19 protein-coding genes are annotated in these 20,306 nt (G+C 38.5%); 5 read left to right on the top strand and 14 right to left on the bottom strand.

Annotated features, from left to right (window positions below):
• Position 1 precedes the first annotated feature (1 nt).
• From mutL to Q360_RS0115345, 4 genes are all read left to right on the top strand, one after another.
• Positions 2 to 1,849, top strand: coding sequence for a DNA mismatch repair endonuclease MutL (gene mutL, locus Q360_RS0115360; protein WP_027077871.1), 1,848 nt, complete (start codon positions 2 to 4; stop codon positions 1,847 to 1,849).
• Entirely contained in the window at positions 1,850 to 2,593 is a 744-nt protein-coding gene (locus tag Q360_RS0115355) for a rhomboid family intramembrane serine protease (protein ID WP_027077870.1), read from the top strand. It abuts the gene before it with no gap.
• Between the two features lie 3 nt (positions 2,594 to 2,596).
• A complete protein-coding gene (locus tag Q360_RS0115350) occupies positions 2,597 to 3,478 on the top strand; it encodes a rhomboid family intramembrane serine protease (protein WP_027077869.1) in 882 nt (293 codons plus the stop codon).
• Between the two features lie 197 nt (positions 3,479 to 3,675).
• Positions 3,676 to 4,515, top strand: coding sequence for an endonuclease/exonuclease/phosphatase family protein (locus Q360_RS0115345; RefSeq protein ID WP_169734662.1), 840 nt, complete (start codon positions 3,676 to 3,678; stop codon positions 4,513 to 4,515).
• On the opposite strand, the gene Q360_RS0115340 is transcribed toward Q360_RS0115345, so the two are convergent.
• From Q360_RS0115340 to udk, 9 genes are all read right to left on the bottom strand, one after another.
• Positions 4,489 to 4,812: a DUF6122 family protein gene (locus Q360_RS0115340; RefSeq protein ID WP_027077867.1), complete on the bottom strand. Its 324-nt coding sequence runs from the start codon at positions 4,810 to 4,812 to the stop codon at positions 4,489 to 4,491. The two genes, Q360_RS0115345 and Q360_RS0115340, sit on opposite strands and share 27 nt — an antisense overlap.
• Positions 4,805 to 5,431: a WbqC family protein gene (locus Q360_RS23540; RefSeq protein ID WP_036196150.1), complete on the bottom strand. Its 627-nt coding sequence runs from the start codon at positions 5,429 to 5,431 to the stop codon at positions 4,805 to 4,807. Before Q360_RS23540 ends, Q360_RS0115340 begins: the two co-directional genes overlap by 8 nt.
• A gap of 2 nt (positions 5,432 to 5,433) precedes the next feature.
• The gene (gene lepB, locus Q360_RS0115330; protein ID WP_027077866.1) at positions 5,434 to 7,137 is read right to left on the bottom strand and encodes a signal peptidase I; all 1,704 of its coding nucleotides are present in this window, start codon (positions 7,135 to 7,137) and stop codon (positions 5,434 to 5,436) included.
• Between the two features lie 96 nt (positions 7,138 to 7,233).
• Entirely contained in the window at positions 7,234 to 7,935 is a 702-nt protein-coding gene (gene dapB / locus Q360_RS0115325) for a 4-hydroxy-tetrahydrodipicolinate reductase (protein ID WP_027077865.1), read from the bottom strand.
• Between the two features lie 2 nt (positions 7,936 to 7,937).
• A complete protein-coding gene (locus tag Q360_RS0115320; protein WP_156950134.1) occupies positions 7,938 to 8,591 on the bottom strand; it encodes a DUF5683 domain-containing protein in 654 nt (217 codons plus the stop codon).
• Positions 8,584 to 9,486 carry a ParB/RepB/Spo0J family partition protein gene (locus tag Q360_RS0115315; RefSeq protein ID WP_027077863.1) on the bottom strand — a complete coding sequence of 301 codons (903 nt, stop codon included), beginning with the start codon at positions 9,484 to 9,486 and terminating at the stop codon, positions 8,584 to 8,586. Before Q360_RS0115315 ends, Q360_RS0115320 begins: the two co-directional genes overlap by 8 nt.
• Position 9,487: 1 nt before the next feature.
• Positions 9,488 to 10,261 (bottom strand): ParA family protein, encoded by a 774-nt coding sequence (locus Q360_RS0115310; RefSeq protein WP_027077862.1) that lies wholly within the window; start codon positions 10,259 to 10,261, stop codon positions 9,488 to 9,490.
• Between the two features lie 191 nt (positions 10,262 to 10,452).
• Positions 10,453 to 10,782 carry an FtsB family cell division protein gene (locus Q360_RS0115300; protein ID WP_027077861.1) on the bottom strand — a complete coding sequence of 110 codons (330 nt, stop codon included), beginning with the start codon at positions 10,780 to 10,782 and terminating at the stop codon, positions 10,453 to 10,455.
• Entirely contained in the window at positions 10,782 to 11,396 is a 615-nt protein-coding gene (gene udk / locus Q360_RS0115295) for a uridine kinase (protein ID WP_027077860.1), read from the bottom strand. The genes Q360_RS0115300 and udk overlap by 1 nt, the downstream gene beginning before the upstream one ends.
• Before the next feature lie 111 nt (positions 11,397 to 11,507).
• Between udk and Q360_RS0115290 the strand changes: the two genes are divergently transcribed.
• Positions 11,508 to 12,725, top strand: coding sequence for a multidrug effflux MFS transporter (locus Q360_RS0115290; protein WP_027077859.1), 1,218 nt, complete (start codon positions 11,508 to 11,510; stop codon positions 12,723 to 12,725).
• Between the two features lie 4 nt (positions 12,726 to 12,729).
• On the opposite strand, the gene Q360_RS0115285 is transcribed toward Q360_RS0115290, so the two are convergent.
• The 5 genes from Q360_RS0115285 to nagB form a co-directional block, all read right to left on the bottom strand.
• Positions 12,730 to 13,806 (bottom strand): anhydro-N-acetylmuramic acid kinase, encoded by a 1,077-nt coding sequence (locus Q360_RS0115285; RefSeq protein WP_027077858.1) that lies wholly within the window; start codon positions 13,804 to 13,806, stop codon positions 12,730 to 12,732.
• Positions 13,807 to 13,824: 18 nt separating this feature from the next.
• Positions 13,825 to 15,384 carry a glycoside hydrolase family 3 protein gene (locus Q360_RS0115280; RefSeq protein ID WP_027077857.1) on the bottom strand — a complete coding sequence of 520 codons (1,560 nt, stop codon included), beginning with the start codon at positions 15,382 to 15,384 and terminating at the stop codon, positions 13,825 to 13,827.
• A complete protein-coding gene (locus tag Q360_RS0115275) occupies positions 15,368 to 16,648 on the bottom strand; it encodes an MFS transporter (protein WP_027077856.1) in 1,281 nt (426 codons plus the stop codon). The genes Q360_RS0115280 and Q360_RS0115275 overlap by 17 nt, the downstream gene beginning before the upstream one ends.
• A complete protein-coding gene (locus tag Q360_RS0115270; RefSeq protein ID WP_245603277.1) occupies positions 16,632 to 18,107 on the bottom strand; it encodes a glycoside hydrolase family 10 protein in 1,476 nt (491 codons plus the stop codon). Before Q360_RS0115270 ends, Q360_RS0115275 begins: the two co-directional genes overlap by 17 nt.
• 117 nt (positions 18,108 to 18,224) lie before the next feature.
• Positions 18,225 to 20,153: a glucosamine-6-phosphate deaminase gene (gene nagB, locus Q360_RS0115265; RefSeq protein ID WP_027077854.1), complete on the bottom strand. Its 1,929-nt coding sequence runs from the start codon at positions 20,151 to 20,153 to the stop codon at positions 18,225 to 18,227.
• Positions 20,154 to 20,306: the final 153 nt, after the last annotated feature.

Below are 20,306 nucleotides of genomic sequence, written 5' to 3'. Positions count from 1 at the left end.
AATGGCGGATATTATTAGACTATTACCGGATCACGTGGCCAATCAGATTGCTGCTGGCGAAGTGGTGCAACGTCCTGCGTCTGTAGTTAAAGAATTATTAGAAAATGCTATTGATGCGGGTTCCACTGAAATTAAGCTTATTGTAAAGGATGGCGGTAAGACCCTTATACAAGTAGTTGATAATGGTAAAGGAATGAGTGTTACAGACGCGCGTTTGAGTTTTGAGCGCCATGCCACCTCCAAAATTGAAAAAGCAGAAGATCTCTTTAATCTCAATACCAAAGGTTTTCGTGGGGAGGCTTTGGCCTCCATTGCGGCCATTGCTCATGTAGAGATGATGACCAAGACGGAAGCCGATGAAGTAGGAACCCATATTAAAATAGAAGGTAGTAAGATTAGTAGTCAAGAAGTAGCGGTGGTGCCCAAAGGTACGTCCATGTTAGTCAAAAATTTGTTCTTTAATATTCCAGCACGGCGAAATTTTTTAAAATCGGACCAGGTAGAATACCGACATATCACTGACGAGTTTCATAGAGTGGCGTTGGCGCATCCACAGATAGCATTTCATTTTTATAATAACGGAGGTGAGGTTTTTATACTGCCTTCTAACGATTTTAGAAAGCGTATCGTTAATATCTTTGGTAGAAAGGCAAACGAGAAACTGGTGCCCGTGCGGGAAGATACACAAGTGGTGCGTATCTCTGGCTTTGTTCAAAAACCCGAGTTCGCCAAGAAGAGTAGGGGCGAGCAGTTTTTCTTTGCGAATAACAGGTTTATTAAAAGCCCCTATTTACATCATGCTGTGCTTGGCGCTTTCGAAGGTTTAATTAGGCCGGGAACACATCCTGGTTATTTTTTAAGCTTGGAAGTGGACCCGAGTACCATAGATATCAATATACATCCTACGAAGACCGAAGTGAAGTTTGATGATGAACACACCTTGTACGCTTATATAAAATCTGCCGTTAAGCATAGTTTGGGTCAGTTTAATGTAGTGCCAGCTTTGGATTTTGAACAGGATCAAAATTTAGATACGCCTTATGCACATCAGAATAAGCAGGTGCCAACGCCAAAGGTATCTGTAAATGCAGGTTTCAATCCGTTTAAGGACGAAACCCACACCGTTTCAAATGGTGGAAGTTACACAAAGACCAGCGCAAAGGGTTGGGAAAACCTGTACGAAGGGTTAAATGTTAATAAGCAAGAATTTAGACCAAGTACCATCGCTTTTGAATCTGAAGAAATAAATAGTACTATTTTTGACTCTGAAAAAGATCAGGGTAATCGCGTAACAACTACGTTTCAGCTCCGCAAAAAATATATTATCACCACAATCAAATCTGGTATGGTGGTCATAAACCAAAGTAGGGCCCACCAACGTGTACTTTATGAAAATTTCCTTAAAAATATAACGATAAAGGAGGCCGTAAGCCAGCAATTATTGTTTCCACTTTCCTTATCTTTTTCTAAAATTGAATTGGACATATTAAAAGAGATTAAAGACAATCTCTGTGCGGTAGGATTTGTGTTCGGAGAAATTGGTGCGGAAACTGTTGAAGTAAGAGGTGTTCCGGTGGTGGTGGTAGAAAGCGAGGTTCAGATGGTTATGGAGCAGTTGATTTCTGATTTTCAAATGGAAATTTCTGCCGATAGTTTTTCGCAGAGTGATATGTTGGCTAAAACCTTATCCAAGACCCTTTCGGTTAAAACAGGGGAGTTTTTAGACGATAGGTCTCAAATGGCCTTGGTAAACGATTTGTTCGCTTGTAAGGAAGCTACACTGAGTCCGTTTAATAAGCGTACCTACGTAATAATTACGGAAAATGATATTGATAGAAAATTTATATAAATGGGTAGACTAACAGATGCGATAAAGCATTTATTGATTATTAATGTTTTATTTTTTATTGCAACCCAAATGTATGGGGATCAGATGTACCAGTGGTTTTCGCTATGGTTTCCAAAGAACGAGAATTTTGGACTTTGGCAAATACTTTCTCATATGTTCATGCATGGCGGCTTTATGCATATTGCATTTAATATGTACGCATTGTGGGCTTTTGGTACGCCATTAGAGCGAATGTGGGGTAGGAATAAATTCTTTTTCTTTTATTTCTCTGCAGGAATTGGTGCTGCCCTTATTCATACTGGGGTAAATTACTATCATTTTAATGCTGGGATTTCCGCTCTGGTAGATGCTGGAATTTCGGAAAGTAGTGTAATGGAAATTATATCTAGCGGACAATACAGTCCAGACTGGTATAACATTGCAGGTAAATCTACAATAGAGAATTTTCTTAGTGCCTACAACACACCTGCAGTAGGTGCTTCAGGTGCTATTTATGGGGTGTTAGTAGCCTTTGGAATGTCTTATCCAAACAGCGAATTGTTCCTAATGTTTATTCCCGTTCCTGTGAAGGCTAAGTATTTTATTCCTGTGTTGATAGGGCTAGATTTATTTTCCGGTGTGACAGGTTATGGCCTTTTTGGACAGGGAATTGCCCATTTTGCCCATATTGGCGGAGCACTTTTTGGATTTTTGATGATGTGGTACTGGAAGAAGAATCAGTTTAATGAAAATAGGTGGAATTAGAAGATGACGCAAGGAAATTTAAAATATCAGTTTAGTAGGTTATCGATTGCAGAAAAGCTAATTGCTATAAACGTGTTAGTATTTATTGTGGAGCGTCTAACTACCTTTTTATTACGATTGCCTAGTAATAGCATCGTACAATGGTTTGAACTGCCAAAGGATTTTTTCGATTTTTTAGTACAGCCATGGTCCATAGTTACTTATTCTTTTTTTCATGGAGGATTTGGTCATCTTTTTTGGAATATGCTGCTTATATATTTTGTGGGGCGTATATTTCTTAATCTGTTCGATGCTAGGCGTTTTCTAAATGTATACTTCCTTGGTGTTATTATGGGTGGTCTGTTCTTTTTTGTAGGCTACAATATTTTCCCCGCTTTTTTCAATGTAAATGCGTATTTGATTGGAGCTTCTGCAGGTGCCAGTGCTATTTTAATTTTTATATGTGCGTACATGCCCAACCAAGAAGTACGGTTGATTTTCTTCAACGTAAAACTGTGGTATATAGGTGCGTTTGTGGTGTTGATGGATTTAATACAATTACCAGCAAGTGGCAATGCAGGTGGGCATTTAGCCCACCTGGGAGGCGCATTATTAGGCTATTGGTACGCGAGACAATTGGTTAATGGTTCTGATATAGGAGCCGGGTTTTCAAGATTTTTAGATGCTATAGTAAATCTTTTTAAGGGAAGTGAAAAGAAGGCGCCTTTAAAAACCGTCTATAAGAGCAAAAAGAGGGGGGCTACCACAACGTCCAAAGCACAATATGATAAGCAAAGCAGCCAAAAGAAGATAGATGCCATTTTGGATAAAATAAGCAAATCTGGTTATGAGAGCTTATCAAAGGCAGAAAAGGACTTCTTGTTCCAAGCTGGTAAGGGGGACTAGAGCCTATGAGAAAATTGTCCTTTTTAAACCGGATAGTGTTCTATCTGAATTTTATTTTTTCTGTCTCACTGCTAATTGCCTGTATCGTACCCTACACGGATTCTGCTAGTTTGGCTTTTTTTAGTTTGGCTGTACCTCTTTTAGTTTTGGTTAACTTTCTATTTGTTGTGTACTGGGTTTTGCAAAGAAAGTTTTTAGTGGTAATACCTATTGCAGTCCTTGTATACAGTTATGTGACGCTAGGCTCTTTCGTAAAACTAAGAAGTACTTCTACAAAAGCTGATGAAAATATTTCTCTGCGGCTTATGAGTTTCAATAGTCAAGGTTATAGAGGTAAAGCGAATGACTGGGAACGTTCTGTTGGTGATAGTATTGCAGGGTTCATTAATGAGGAACGTCCAGATATCATTTGTTTTCAAGAATTTGATTACAAAAAAATCCGAAGTGATGATTTTGAGGCATATCCCTTTAGTTTCGTAGATTTTGAGTTTGGAAAGGCTTCGGAAACGGTCATACAGGCTATTTATTCGAAATATAAAATCGTAGACCAAGGGTTGTTGCACTTTCCATATTCTGATAATAGTGCAGTGTATGCCGATATTATTTATAAGACAGATACTCTTAGAATTTACAACCTACATCTACAATCTTTGCGCATACGTCCAGGAAGTATAAAGCTTGAGCGTTCGGACAAGCTACTTGCTAGGTTGCGAAAGTCCTTTCAAAAACAGCAGCAACAATCGGAAATCGTTCGTAATCATATGGCCAATAGTCCTTATAAGAATATCGTAGTTGGCGATTTTAATAACAACCAATTCTCTAGTGTGTACTTCAACCTAAAAAGAGATTTGAAAGACACATTTATAGAAGCGGGTAGTGGTTATGGTGGGACTATCAATTTTTGGAAATTCCCTTTTCGTATCGATTTTATATTGGTAGATCCTTCCTTTGAAGTAGTTGGGCATCGGAATTATGATATTGGCCTTTCCGATCATGATCCTATTATGGCATCAATCAAAATTCCCTTCAATAAATAAACAATCTACGATGTCCGCTAACATATGGATGAGGAAAGCGATACCCCAAATACGTGTTTTCTTATAGCCTGTCATCACTATATAAACACCTATGGCCCAATACGAATGTAAGGGATGAAAGTTGACGCTACATCGCATGGTATCAAAAATAGGAGTAGCTAGTACATGATCAATATCTAGGATAATCCCTGCTAATAAAATAAGTACCGCTTTTAAACGGTGTTCCTTAAAAAAGAAATAGGCAATTCCTAAGGGTACTATAAAGTGAATGCCATAGTGCAGTAAGAACCTAAGCATTACCTGCCATGAGTTTAGTTTCTTTTAAATAAATCGTAGCATTTGGCCCTAGGTTGAATAAAAGATCAAGTATGCTAAGATTTGGGGTAAAACCATGGCGGTCTCCAAAGACTTGTACGTAATCTGTTTGCTCTAATTGAAACTTATTTTTCACACGCACCAAATCACGGTAATCATTCTCGTGGTCTATTTTAAAAACTTCGGTGTTGGCACGAGGCATTTCTAGCTGTAGGCAATCACAAATGATTTCGATGGTTTTTAGGTTAAAGTCCATCAAGTATTCGAACTCCGTATCATACAGCGGTTTAATATCATCTTCGTAAAATTCGAAGTAGGGGGAGGTTCTATAGGCTGTTTCTAAAGTGCGCCAGTGTTGCCGTTGCCAAGGATAAGTGTTGTCTATTTTTACATCACTGTTTAGTTTTTTTCCTTTACTGTTACCTGCATGGGATATGGGAATGCTGAGTATATGCTCTCCTCTGTCATTGCAGATGTAGGTTCTATTTCTAAAAGTCTGTTTTTGATAGTTGCCCTGCGTTTCCCATATAATTCCATCACTTTGTGCGAACACGGTAAAAAATGCAATAGTAGGAAAATAGGCAGGGTACAGAATACTCATAACTAGGCTTGATTAGATTTTTTACGTTTCCAAAGCCAACTTCCTACAAAATAAGCTGCCAAGAGTATTAGAAAGTATTTGAAGTAGGACTGTGGTTCTCCATCGCCATTTACGGTTGTAAAGACACGATTCCAGCGGGGTCTCCAATTGGTGATGTTTTCTGTAAAATTATCAAAACTCATCCAAATAAAAATAGGAGTACCTACAATATGATTCTCTGGAACGTAGCCCCAAGCGCGACTGTCTTCCGAATGATCTCTGTTGTCGCCCATCATCCAATAATAATCCTGTTTGAAGGTATAGGAGTTGGCTACATCGTCATTTATACTAATTTGATTACCGGAAACACTAATGGTATTTAGTTCATAATCCCGTATAATTTTCTTGTATAGGGGTAGGGTTCTCAAGTTTAAGTCAACGGTGGTTCCTTTTTTAGGGATATAGATAGCACCGAGTTGGCTGTAGTTCCAATTATAATCTGGGCTTTGTGGAAATAGATTAGTGCCGCGTCTGCCTTTTGGGGTGATTTTTTGAACTACCGAATCAATACTGGTATCTCCCCGAAGTACAGCTACCATATCATCTGTTAATGGGACAAGCCGCTCTCTATCCGTTACTTCACGCAAGGACAGTCCGAATTTTTTAATGGTAGTTGTAGGAATACCAGAACTTTTAGTATACAACTCCAACTGATTATTTTCTCCTTGGTCATATCCGAGTAAATATTGGTTTACTGCCTGCGCTTGTTGTTGGTTTAGTGCATTGGATAGGTATTTTCTGGTAAAATCGGTCACACCAATTTTCTCCAATAACCTAGAAGAAACTCCTTTGCTACTGTAAATGGTATAGTCGTACTGTGGTTTTGCGCTACCAGGCAACTCCAACTGTTTGCCATTAATAAAAACGTAGCCATTCCGGACTTCTAAAGAATCTCCGGGAACACCAACACAACGTTTTACGTAGTTTGATTTTTTGTCTATCGGTTTTTTAACACCGGCTTCCCTCTTGAAGAATCTCCTGACTGTATCTGCAGGCCAGCTAAAAACGACAATATCATTGCGGTCTACCTTTGTAAATCCAGGAAGTCTAAAGTATGGAAGTTGTGGTTTCTTAAGGTACGAAGGAACACCCACAACGGGCAAGGTATCATGTACCATGGGTGCAGCAACCGTTGTCATTGGCGTTCTTGCGCCGTAATGAAATTTACTAACAAAAAGGAAATCACCCACTCTAAGGGTGCGTTCTAAGGATCCTGTTGGGATTACATAGGGTTGAATAAAATAAGTATGCACCAAAGTGGCTGCAACTACAGCAAAAACAATAGAGCTTACCCATTCTCCCATAGCGGTCTTGGGTTGAAGGCTTCTATCTTCTATATATTTTACATCTAGGGCATAATTAACGTAGTAGATATAAAAGCCCAAGGTGAAAATCACCAACCAAGATTCCAAGGTTGTGTTTCTACGGTAACTGCGAATAGTCTCTACCCAAAGTACAGGGAACATGAGTAAATTGATAATCGGAATAAACAGCAAAATCACCCACCATTTGGGCCTATTGATGATTTGCATTAAAACAACTGCGTTGTAAATTGGGATAGCAGCTTCCCATGCTTTTCTACCTGCTTTTACATATAATTTCCATGTTCCTAAAAAATGGACGACCTGTACCAGGAGTATAAAAAGAATCCATTGTGTACCGTTCATAATGTTATTATTTATTAAGTTGATGACGTTTGCGTATTATATCATTAATACTACCTATGTGTCATTAGTACTGTTCGATAAAAATTGTTACTTTTTTTAACCAAGGTTTAACACATCTCGCATGGTAAAGACTCCTGTTTTACCAATAATCCATTCCGCGGCTATGATTGCACCTTCCGCAAACCCTTCTCTGTTGTGGGCTGTATGCTGTATCGTAATATCGTCTACTTGACTGTTGTATGTAGTGGTGTGCGTACCAGGTGTAGTTCTAATGCGTTTTGATGTAATAGGTAGGTATCCTGCTTCTGTTTTAGCTAATACCCATCCTTTGTATGCTGAGTTTTCTATAATCCCGTCAGCTAGTGTTATTGCCGTGCCGCTCGGAGCATCTAATTTCTGGGTGTGATGTATTTCTTCGATAGCAACGTTGTACTGCTCTAAATGCTGCATCATTTTGGCCAGTTGTGTATTGAGTTCAAAAAATATATTCACACCCAAACTAAAGTTGGAGGCATATATAAAAGCCCCATTTTTTTGTTCGCACAGTGTTACTGCGTCGTCATGCTTATCTAACCATCCTGTAGTTCCGGAAATAACCGGCGTGTTGTTTTCAATACATTTAGAAATATTTCCAAAGGCGGCTTCAGGCACGCTAAAATCAATGGCTACATCTATATTCTTAAAATCTATTTCTTGTGTGTTTATATCAATTTTAGCAACGATTTGATGGTTTCTGTCCAGCGCAATGCGCTCAATCATCTGCCCCATTTTTCCGTAGCCAAACAGCGCAATCTTCATATTTAAAATTTAATGGTTAACGCCATCCCGTAGTTGGCGCTATTGGAAACGGGGTTTAAATCAAGATAGGGTTGAAAGTCAAAACTTAGGTCATCATCTATATTAAATTGCTTCAAGTGGGCTGTCACATTGGCGTCTACGATGTTTAGGGCATAAATAATTATAGTTGCAACGAGCCATAAGTCTCTTTCCTCTTGAAAACGTTCTTGTTGATTTTCTAAATCACCAGCATCAAAATCAGGAGCTTGCCCAAGCTCATTGTCCCCGTTTAAATCGAAAAACTCGTCGTCCGTAAAACCCGCCTGCCTTCGTTTGAAAGCCGTTCTGAATCTTCGATAGGTATCATTTTTTAAGGCGTACATATACACACTTCCTCCTAGTGCACCCCAAACGATAGGGGCCTTCCAATATTTTTTGTTATAAATCTGTCCTAGGCCAGGAAGTACAGTAGAGTAGAAAGCAGCTTTACTTGGTGCTAAAGGGTTTATGGCTTTCTTGGTAGAAATTAAAGAATCAAGGATTACCAAATTTTCACTCGCTAAAGCATCGGTTACAGTGCTGTCTGCCTCTTGGGTGCTAGTTTCACTAGTTTCTTGTGCCTGACATAGGATTAAAGAAAATAGACAAACAAACAAAAGGCCTTGGAGTTTATGCACCGGTTATGAGCTTTTTTATTCGCTTAAACTCTTCTTCGGAATGAAACGGAATCGTAATTTTTCCTTTGGATTTTCCGGTAGTACTTATAGCTACCTTTACGGATAAACGTTCTCCTAATTCTTGAGTACCATTATTGATGAATTCTGGTGTTTCTTTTACTTTCTTTTTTAAAGGTTTACCTTCAATAGCCTCCTTAAAAGCTTTTACTGCATTTTCGGTTTCCCTAACAGACAGCCGTTGTCCTACAATTTTCTCGTACAATGTAATTTGATCTTCCCTATCTTCAATATTGACTAAAGCCCTGCCATGTCCCATACTTAGGAAACCATCTCGCATGCCAGTTTGTATGATGGGGTCTAGTTTTAATAACCGCATATAATTAGCAATCGTAGATCTCTTTTTACCTACCCGTTCGCTTAGCTTTTCTTGTGTGAGGTTTATTTCGTCTATCAACCTTTGATAGGAAAGGGCTATTTCAATAGGGTCTAGGTCCTGCCGCTGTATGTTTTCTACCAAGGCCATTTCCAAGGATTCTTGGTCGTTGGCAATACGAATGTAGGCAGGTATGGTTTGGAGGCTCAATAACTTAGAAGCTCTAAAACGTCTTTCCCCAGATACAAGTTGATAGTTGTTAAAACCTAATTTCCGTACCGTGATAGGTTGTATTACGCCTAATTCTCGAATGGAAGTAGCTAATTCTTGCAAAGATTCATCATTGAAATTAGACCTTGGTTGAAAAGGGTTCACTTCAATAAATTCTAAATCAAGTTCAATAATATGACCAACAACTTTATCGGCATTTTTATCCGATGCTGATTTAATATCGTTTTCGGGGTCTTTCAGCAATGCCGATAGACCTCTTCCGAGTGCTTGTTTTTTAACTGCTTTTGCCATTTTAAACTATCTGCTTATTTTTCTTGACTACCTCGCTAGCTAAGTTTAGGTAGTTAGTGGCTCCCTTGCTGGAGGCATCATACTTTATAATGCTCTCACCATAGCTTGGGGCTTCGCTAAGCCTTACGTTACGTTGGATAATGGTATCGAAAACCATATCTCCAAAGTGCTTTTTCACTTCTTCTACCACTTGATTGGACAATCGTAACCTAGAATCATACATGGTCAATAGCATACCCTCAATATCCAAATCAGCATTATGAATCCGCTGTATGCTTTTAATGGTATTCAATAATTTACCCAATCCTTCCAGTGCAAAATATTCACATTGGATAGGGATGATTACCGAGTCTGCCGCTGTAAGTGCATTTAAAGTAATTAAACCCAAGGAAGGAGCACAATCTATTAAAATAAAATCGTAATCTTTTTTTAGGTCTGTAATTGCCTTCTTCATCATGTACTCCCGCTCATCTTTGTCTACCAGTTCTATTTCTATGGCTACAAGATCTATATGTGCCGGAATAAGGTCAACGTTTGGTGACGAGGTAGAGATGATGGCTTCCTTTGCTGTTTTGGTATGCTCCAACAGCTGGTAGCTTCCAATTTCAATATCGTCCACATTAATTCCTAGGCCAGATGTGGCATTTGCTTGGGGATCTGCATCTATCAAGAGAACCTTTTGTTCTAGCACACCAAGCGCGGCTGCCAAATTCACTGACGTTGTCGTTTTACCTACGCCACCCTTTTGATTTGCAATAGCAATTATCTTGCCCATAAACGTCATATGTTAGGTCGTAAAAATACAATTATTTATAGTGTTAATGAAAGGATTTTGTTAACACTCGATGAATATCTAATTGGTTTTTACCAAAATAAAGTTAAACTTTTAAAGGCCAATGTGTTACTCTAGTTGCTTTGTGTTCTTTGATATTGTACCGGTTTGGTTACCCAGTGGTATAAAGCTCTTTACGGGATTTCGATTTTTAAACTATCCTCATATTCTATAAGATAGATTTCCTCGTTCTTTTTTTTGAGATAATATTCTTCTCTTGCGAACTTTTCTAACTCTTCTTTGTTGGAAAGTTTTTCTATTATCTTTTTATCTTTTGAAATCTCTTTGTTTAAAAAATCTTGAGTTTTCTCCAACTTTTTTATTTCCTTTTTAAGCTCTTGGTGAATAAGCATCGAGTTGGTGTCAAAAAAAATCATCCATATTAAAAATGCAGTCAGCACCATAACGTACATATTCGTCATGATTTTAAACCATTTTTGTTTTCGGAGTGTTTTGAGTCCCATTAGGTTTCTGCTAATCGTTCGTTGATGATACTTCGTACTATATCAACGGCAACTGTGTTGTATTTGTTGTTGGGGATAATAATGTCCGCATATTCTTTAGTAGGCTCTATGAACTGGTCGTGCATAGGTTTTATTACGGTTTGGTATTTTTCTAAGGTTTCGTCCAAGTTCCAACCACGTTCGTTTACGTCGCGTTTTAATCTTCTGATGAGTCGCTCGTCCGTATCGGCATGTACAAATATTTTAATATCGAACATTTTTCTTATTTCCGGATTCGTCATAATCAATATTCCTTCTACAATCATCACTTTGGTAGGATGTGTAGGCACTGTTTTCCCCGTTCGGTTGCATTCTAAAAAGGAATAGACCGGTTGTTCTATGGATTCTCCGGATTTTAAAGCTGTTAAATGGCTTTCCAATAATATGAAATCGATGGAGTTGGGGTGGTCAAAATTTATTTTTCTACGTTCCTCCAAGGTCAGGTGCGAAAGATCGTTGTAATAGGAATCCTGTGAAATTACGCCCACCTTTTCATTTGGCAGTTCGTTTATAATCTGGTTCACCACCGTGGTTTTTCCACAGCCTGTGCCACCAGCGATTCCAATAATAAGCATATTTCTAAAATTTGTTTCAAAAATACATATTTGAATATCAAATTTCGATGAAATTTAAAAATCAACTTTCAATAGTCTACTAGGGTCGTAATTAGAAGTACTTTTGCATTTATGCAAAACGAGCAGGTAAAACCTAATTTTGAATTTATAGCCCTTATGGCATCTCTGATGTCTATTGTAGCGTTGTCTATAGATGCATTATTGCCAGCCATAGCGGAAATAGGTATTAGTATTAATAGTTTGAATCCTACGGATAATCAACTATTAATCGTCATGATTTTTTTAGGCTTGGGTTTTGGACAACTTTTCTTTGGTCCACTATCTGATAGTTATGGTAGAAAGCCTGTGGTGTATATTGGGTTTGTTCTTTTCGCTTTTGCGAGTATTCTATGTGTTTTGGCTCCTTCTCTTGAATGGATGGTGGTAGGTAGGATTTTACAAGGGATAGGACTTTCTGCACCCAGAACAGTCAGTATTTCTATTATACGAGACACCTATTCAGGTGATTACATGGCCAAAATCATGTCTTTTGTTACTGCCTTTTTTATTTTAATTCCTGTTGTTGCTCCAGCTATTGGCAAGGTTATTTTAGAAACTATGGGATGGGAGGCCATATTCTACATGCAACTCTTTTTTGCTCTGGTGGTAGGGATTTGGTTTTGGAAGCGACAGGTAGAAACATTGAAGCCGGAGTATAAAGTTCCTTTTTCTCTGTCGATTTTCATAAAGGGAACCAAAGAGATATTTAAGTATACCGAAACGGTGGCGTGTACCATGGTTTCAGGATTTATTACCGGCTCTTTTTTGGTGTATCTGAGTTCTGCACAACATGTTTTTGAAGACCAATATAATTTAAAGGATTCGTTTCCCTATATTTTTGCAGGCTTGGCGCTTTCCATCGGGCTATCCACTTTCCTCAACGGTACACTTGTAGTGCGTTTTGGAATGCGGAAATTAGCCTTATATGCACTTATTCTTTTTACTTTGGTAGCCCTTACGTATGCTGTATTATTTTTTGGAAAGCCCAACCCAGGTTTGCCAATTTTATTATGCTTCTTAGCATCCTTATTTTTTTCCTTGGGTTTTGTATGGGGGAATATGCGTTCTATAGCCATGCAGCCAATAGGTCATATTGCAGGAATTGGCGCGGCCATAACCGGATTTATTTCCACAATTTTATCCATACCTATTTCCCTGTATGTGGGAAGTTTTGTTCAAGAAACGGTATGGCCTTTATTCGTAGGTTTGGGTGCATGCGGATTTTTATCCACGACCTTGTTTCTTATATTTCGAACAAAACCCTCACAGATTAATAAAACAACAAGCTAATAACTTAACCTGGCAAATAAAGGACACCACTAGATGAATTTCTTGTAGCCCCTGTAACGGAACTAAATACATTCACTTTTTTTTCAGCTCTAAGTGCGCCCATAAAGGCAAATACCATAGCTTCTTTAAAGTTGATTAGTTTTTTTTCTGGAACCACTATTCGGATTTCCGAACCTATTTTATCGGTTAGTGTATCTACTAAAAAAGTATTTAAGGCGCCACCTCCCGTGACTAGTACTTTTTGACCAGATGTTATTGTATTCTGCTGTATTTGTTGTGTAATTTTTTCGCAAATATGATGGATTGATGTGTGCAATAAGTCTTCTGTAGTTGCCTCGGTACTATCTACAATTGGAACTACTTGTTCCAAAAACCATTCATACCCAATAGATTTTGGATGGGGTAGGAGATAGTAGTTTAAACCGTTTAATTTTCGCAGCATTTCCGGATTGATATTTCCAGAACGTGCCAATACGCCGCCTTTATCGTATGCTAAGTTGATTTTACGCGTAATATAATTAAGAATCATATTAGCCAAACCGATGTCATAGGCAATTCGTTTTCCTTTGACATCAAAAGATATATTGCTTATTCCTCCCAAGTTCAAACAGAAATCATACTCTTTGAATAGTAGTTGGTCTCCTATAGGTACAAGTGGGGCACCTTGCCCTCCAAGGGCGATATCGTTTGTTCTAAAATCACATATAACATGCTGTTTAGCCGCGTTTGCTAAATGTTGTCCAGAACCAATCTGTACCGTAAAACCAAGTTCTGGTCTATGGTGCGTCGTATGACCATGGCTTGCTACATAGTCTACGGCAACCTGGTTTTTTTCTATAAAAGATAGTACTTGTTCCCCCAGCCAAGTGCCATAGCTGTTGTGTAGTTGAAACAGGTCTTCAACACTTAAGTGTATTGCATCTTTAAGTTCGGTTTGCTGTTTTGTTGCATAGGGAATACTCTTTGTGTTTACGATATCAAAAGTCCAAACGCCTTTTCCTTCTGTGAAATGGCAATAGGCCAAATCCAGACCGTCTAAAGAGGTGCCGGACATCAGTCCTAAAATTTTATGAGTTTTCATAGGTTTGGATTTTTTGATTTATAGCGTTACAGGTAATTTTCCTACCGCTTCTACTTTTCCTAAAAAGTGTTCCGTGGCTACATCTTGAAATTCCTTAAAGTCTTGATAAACGATAACTGTGGCTAAGGTTCCTTTTGCATGAATAGTTCTTAGTGCTAATGGATTTCCAAAATGATAAAGCACTACTTTTTTAGTAGCAATCATCTGGTTGATGAAATCGAGCTCTTGATTAAGAAATCCAAAATTGTTCGTTGGCTTTACTGTTGGTGGGGTGAGCAGTAAAAGAATATGTTCTTCATCCGTTACTTCTTGCTTGGTTGTCTCCAAAGCACTAAGGATTTCTTGAGCTTCATTAGCTTCTGAAAAACGTTTAATCGTTAGGGTACAGAAATCGGTATTTCTGAATTCTGAAATATCTGTTTCTAAGCCATGTAAAAGGGTCAGGCTTTTTTCTGCTAATTTTCGGTTTAATACCGAGCAGCTAGCAACATCCAATTTTGAATTTGAATTTGTATTTTGAAACGCTTTCTCCTTTAGTTTCCAAACACGGTTAAAACTAGTATTTATTTGTTCTTTTGTAGCATTATTTAGAATTTTTTCAATCCCTTCAGCCGTATGCTCAGCGAAACAAAGTACATCGTTCCCAGCATCAAAGGCAAGCCATTCTAACACTCCTCTGTCAGGATAATGTTTAGAAACTGCACGCATATTTAACGCATCCGAAATTACCACACCCGTGTAACCCATTTCATTTCTAAGCACCTCCGTAATAATATTTTTATTTATGCTTGACGGTCGGTCATCTGTTGTGGTCAGACTTGGAACCGAAAGGTGTCCTGCCATAACGGAATCAACGCCTTCGTTTATAAGTTGTTGAAACGGATACAGTTCGTTTTCTAGTAGTTCACTTTTTGTTTTTGCTATTACCGGAAGCCCTAAGTGGGAATCCGTAGCTGTATCTCCATGACCTGGAAAATGCTTGATACTCGTAAGAATACCTTCACTTTCAGTTCCTTTAACAAAAGCAATGGCTTTTTGAGTTACCAAGTCACGATTTTCTCCAAAGGAACGGTAACCGATTACGGGGTTGTCTGGATTGTTATTTATGTCTACCACGGGAGCCAAATTCCAATGGATTCCTGCTGCTTTGCAGTCTTTTGCAATGTGTGCACCAACCTCAAAAATAAGCGCTTTGTTGTCTTGTATGGCGCCCAAGGTAATCCCATACGGATACTGAGGTGTATTTTCTATTCGCATTGCCAGGCCCCATTCGGCATCAATGGCTATGAGCAATGGATATTTAGAAATGGACTGATACCGTTGAATCAAATTCTGTAGCGTTTCAAAACTATTTTCGTTGTAAACCACCTTATTCTTGCCTTCATAATTGGTTGCCGCACTTGCACGGGAGTGGAAAAAACACAGGCTGCCAATGCGATGCGTTTCTATCAATTTTTCCAATTGGAGTATTTCGGCTTCGGTATCGTTTATAAAAGCGGCGGGCATAAAAAGTTGCCCTACTTTTTCTATCGTTGAAAGGCGCTCTTTCATTACATCGTAATTATATATTTTGCTCATTTTTCTCTTTTGCTTTGCCAAAATCGGCGGGATATTTAATGTATCTTAGGATAACAAATGCTGGGAAAGCCGCTACTACTACCCAAATGAAGAAACCGTCATAGCCAAGCCATTCCTGAACGTAACCACTTATCAAACCTGGTAGCATCATCCCTAAAGCCATAAAACCGGTAGCAAGTGCATAGTGAGACGTTTTAGAATTTCCTTCGGCAACGTAAATCAAGTATACCATAAAACCTGAAATACCAAAGCCGTAGCCAAATTGTTCCACAATAACGGTTCCTACTACTGCCCAGATTTCTGTTGTTCCGGTAAGGGCTAATAACGCATAAAGTGCATTGGGAGCATTTAGCGAAATTAGCATGGGTAGCATCCATTTTTTTAATCCTTGGCGCGAGATTAATATTCCGCCTAGAATACCACCTACTGTTAAAAAGACAACGCCAATGGTCCCGTAAATAGTACCCACTTCCGATGTGCTATATCCTAATCCGCCAACAGAGGTAGGGTCTAGCAGGAAAGGAGAAGCCATTTTTACTAATTGAGATTCACCCAATCTAAAAAATAGAATAAATGCGATAGCGATACGCATACCAGGTTTTTTAAAGAAGGAAATAAAAACCTCTAAAAAACCCTTTGGTTTTTCTAATGAGATGGCTCTTGAGCTTTCAAATTTTGGAGTCACAAAAAAGTTAGATAAGGTCATAAGCAACATCAAAGAACCTGCACACAGCATGGTGTAGGACCAAGCTTTGGTATTATCTCCATATTTGTTTTCCAAAAACCCGGCTAACACGACCAGTAAACCTTGTCCCGTTACACTGGCTAGTTTATAAAAGACAGACCGCATTCCAACAAAAAATGACTGCTTGTCTTCCGTAAGTCCTATCATATAGTAGCCATCTGTAGCAATATCATTTGTAGCAGAGGCAAAGGCAACCATCCAAAAACAGGCTAAACTTGTAACAAAAAAAATATTTGTTGGTAATGTAAGTCCTATAGCTAAAAGCGCTACGGAGGCGAGTAATTGCATTCCTAAAAACCAATTACGTTTCGTGCTTTTTAAATCAACAAACGGACTCCACAACGGTTTTATGACCCACGGTAAATACAATAAACTAGTATATAGCCCTAAGTCAGAATTACTAAAACCTAACCTTTTGTACATAATTACCGATACAGTAACCACTAATGCATAAGGCAACCCTTGGGCAAAGTAAAGTGTGGGTACCCAAGCCCAAGCCCATTTATTTTTTTGTATCATTTTTGGTTAATTTTTTTGGTTGGATTACTATCGGGGAACTTTCCTTACCGTATTTGTCTAAAAATGTAATGGCAAGGTAACGATTGGAAGTGATATCACTAGGGAGCTTAATTTGTTCTGAATTTCCTTTGATATGTAATTTTCGTATCAGCTTTTTCATCGGGTACTCCGATTTAACCCTTTTGCTTGATGCATACAACAAAGCATAGGACTTATCATCAATACCTTTAAACGTTAGTTGTATGGAATTACGTGTTCGATTTTTGGAAACTAATTGTATGTCTTTTGAAATAGAACCGGTATTAGTTATAGGTGCTGGAGGTAAAGAAGGAAATTTATAGTATTTTTTTTTTAAATAGCTTACAACATCAGGATTATCGTTCATCAATGATCTTGCACTAAAAAGTATATTCCCTTGTATTTTTGAAGTCTTTCGTGCCAATGTCATTTGCTCTGGAAGTTCTTTTTTACGCTCCCATGCCACATCACTGTTGTTTCTTATCTTATAGGCCCCATTGCCTATGTAAAGGTTGGTGTCGTTATTATTTTTTGCCCACCAGTCCACTATTTTTCTGTGTGACGCAGCGGGAAAATCCATACTCCAATACACCTGTGGTGCCAAATAGTCAATCCATCCTTCTTGCATCCAAAGTATGGGGTCTGCGTACAAGTCTTCGTAGGTTGTTTGTCCCGCCTGTGTATCTGAGCCGCGAGGGTCTGTAGAATTATTTTTCCATACCCCAAATGGACTAATACCAAATTGAACCCATGGTTTTACTGTTTTAATGGTTTGGCTTACCTCTTTTACTAAGGAATCTATGTTGCTTCTTCGCCAGTCGTCTAACGATTGATTAGGCTTTCCGTAAGTGTCAAACGCCAAAGAATCCTGAAAAACCAAATCTTTAATTTTGTAGGGATAAAAGTAATCATCAAAATGAACTGCGTCTATATTGTATTCGATAACTATTTCTTCTATGACATTTAAAAAACGTTCCCTTACCTCTGGAAGTCCGGGATTATAGTAGTATTTTTTTCCGTATTTCACCATCCAATCCGGATTTGTACAGTAGTCATGTGTATTACTGAGGATATCGGTTTTCATATCAAAAGTTGCTCGATATGGATTTAGCCAAGCATGAAATTCCATTCCTCTTTTATGGGCTTCATTAATCATCCAATCCAGATTGTCCTCTTTCCAAGCGGAAGGTTTGCCTTCTTCCCCAGTTAAAAAGCGCGACCATGGAGCAAATTCAGATTTATAAAAAGCATCTCCTGATGCACGTACCTGAACAATGACGGCATTATACTTTAGATTGGCATAAAAATCTAGAATATCCAGAAAATCCTTTTTTTGTTTTTCGGCAGTGTCTATTCCCTTTTTAGGCCAATCAATGTTTACGACAGTGGCGACCCAAACGCCTCTAAATTCTCTTTTGGGTTGGGGTATTTTAGTGTGCAATATTCCACAAGAATTACATAATAAAACAGCCAATAAAAGGAGTAGAAAGTGTCGCATATATAACAAAAAAAAGGTCTATTTTGAACTAAAATAGACCTTTTAGGGATAGATTGAAATTTAATTAAACTTGTATCTTACAAAAGCTTCCATTGCCGCATAAGCCGACATTCCCAGCGCCTTGTATTTGTTAGCTGTATCCTTGTTGCGTTCCTCGGCCCGCATCCAAAATTCCCTTGCATCGTCTCCTTGAAACATAACGCCATCTTTTTGGGATTGATGGGCAAAAATTGCATTTCTCTTTTTAATTACCTGTGCAGGGCTCATAGGCACACACATTTCAATTTCATGGATATCCCATTCGTGCCATGCACCACGGTACAGCCATACCCAACAATCGGTTAAGAATGGTTCAGATTTCAACTCTTCTAAAGCTGCAAAAACAGCATCTAAACATACTTTATGGGTGCCGTGAGGATCTGCAAGATCACCTGCTGCATAAATTTGATGTGGTTTCAATTCCTTGATGATTTCGGTCATGATAGCAACATCGGCATCTGATAAATTCTTCTTTTTAATGGTGCCAGTTTCGTAAAACGGAAGGTCTAAGAAATGAACATTGGTGTCCTCCAAGCCTACATAACGCGTAGCCGCGTAAGATTCCCCTTTTCTTATATTCCCTTTTAATTTCCGAACGGGTAAGGAATCAACTTCACTTTCCCTTTTTTGAGCAATAGAATCAATAATTTCTTTTGCTTTGTCGGAAGGGTTTATCTGCATGGCTATTTCTGCATATTTTCTGGCATCCGTATCAGAAACGGCAATATTACCAGAAGTTTGATACACAACATGTACTTCGTGCCCTTGTTCGACCAGCCTGTCAAATGTTCCTCCCATAGAAATAACATCGTCGTCTGGGTGTGGACTAAAGATAATAACTCTTTTCTTATCAGGTGTTGCGCGTTCTGGCCTGTAGGTGTCATCGGCTTTTGGTTTGCCTCCTGGCCAACCCGTAATACTATGTTGTAGTTTGTTGAACATAGAAATGTTAAGATCGTAAGAATCCCCTTCCAGTAGGAGTTCTGCCATGCCATTATCATTATAATCTTTGTCTGTTAAACTCAAAATTGTCTTTCCGGTATTATCACAAAGCCAGATAATTGCCTTAGCCTTTAATTCCTCCGTCCATTTGCAGGCACCAACAAGCCAAGGTGTTTTATTGCGTGTAAGTTCACTACCAGCGCCAGTATCCAAAACAAAAGTACAATTATCATGATTTTGTAGATAGGTAGCAGGCACATGGGATGTGATTTCACCCTCTATGGTTTGTTTAAGGATATCTGCTTTATTTTGTCCCCAACCTAATAAGACTATACGCTTAGATTTTCGCACTGTGGCTATGCCCATAGTGATTGCTTTTCGAGGAACATTATCGATGCCTAAAAAAGATGGTGCAGCATCTACTCTGGTAATGTGATCCAAGGTAATAACACGAGTGCCAGAATTGTAGTGCGATCCGGGTTCATTAAAACCGACATGCCCAGTACGGCCAATTCCTAATAACTGAAAATCCAGCCCTCCAAATTCCTTTATTTTTTTATCATAGGCCAAACAGTAGGCTGCTGTATCTTCAGAAGCCGCTGTGCCATCTGGAATATGTATGCTCTCTGCGGGGATATCTACATGATTGAACAAATGTTCGTGCATAAAATAATGGTAACTCTGAATGTTACTTTTTTCCATGGGTAAATACTCGTCCAGATTAAAAGTAATCACGTTTTTAAAGCTAAGACCTTCTTCCTTGTGCTGCCGCACCAATTCCTCATAAACACGAATAGGAGAGGAGCCCGTTGCTAAACCAAGTACACAGGTTTTGTTTTGGGATTGTTTATTTCGTATTAATTCCACAATTTCCTCTGCAACCTTTATGGAAGCATGGTTGGAATCTGCAAAGATGGCATTATGGATTTTTTCATAACGCGTTTCTTCGAACTGACCCACAGGTTTGTAGTCAATTGAAATAGGGGATTTGGCGGAAGCAATTTTCATAAAAGGTATGTTTCGTTTGGATTCTTAAATCAGGCAAATATAAGCAAGAATTTTAGCTTATGCTGTTTTTTGCTATTTATCTTGCTGTTTTTTGCATTTTACATAAATAAAAAACTACTTTTATATCTGATTATAGAATAAAACAGCATTTTT

The sequence above is a fragment of the Maribacter antarcticus DSM 21422 genome (genome assembly GCF_000621125.1).
Taxonomy (GTDB): Bacteria; Bacteroidota; Bacteroidia; order Flavobacteriales; family Flavobacteriaceae; genus Maribacter; species Maribacter antarcticus.
The sequence above is the reverse complement of the archived record's forward strand: the minus strand, read 5'-3'. Positions and strand labels throughout refer to the sequence as shown.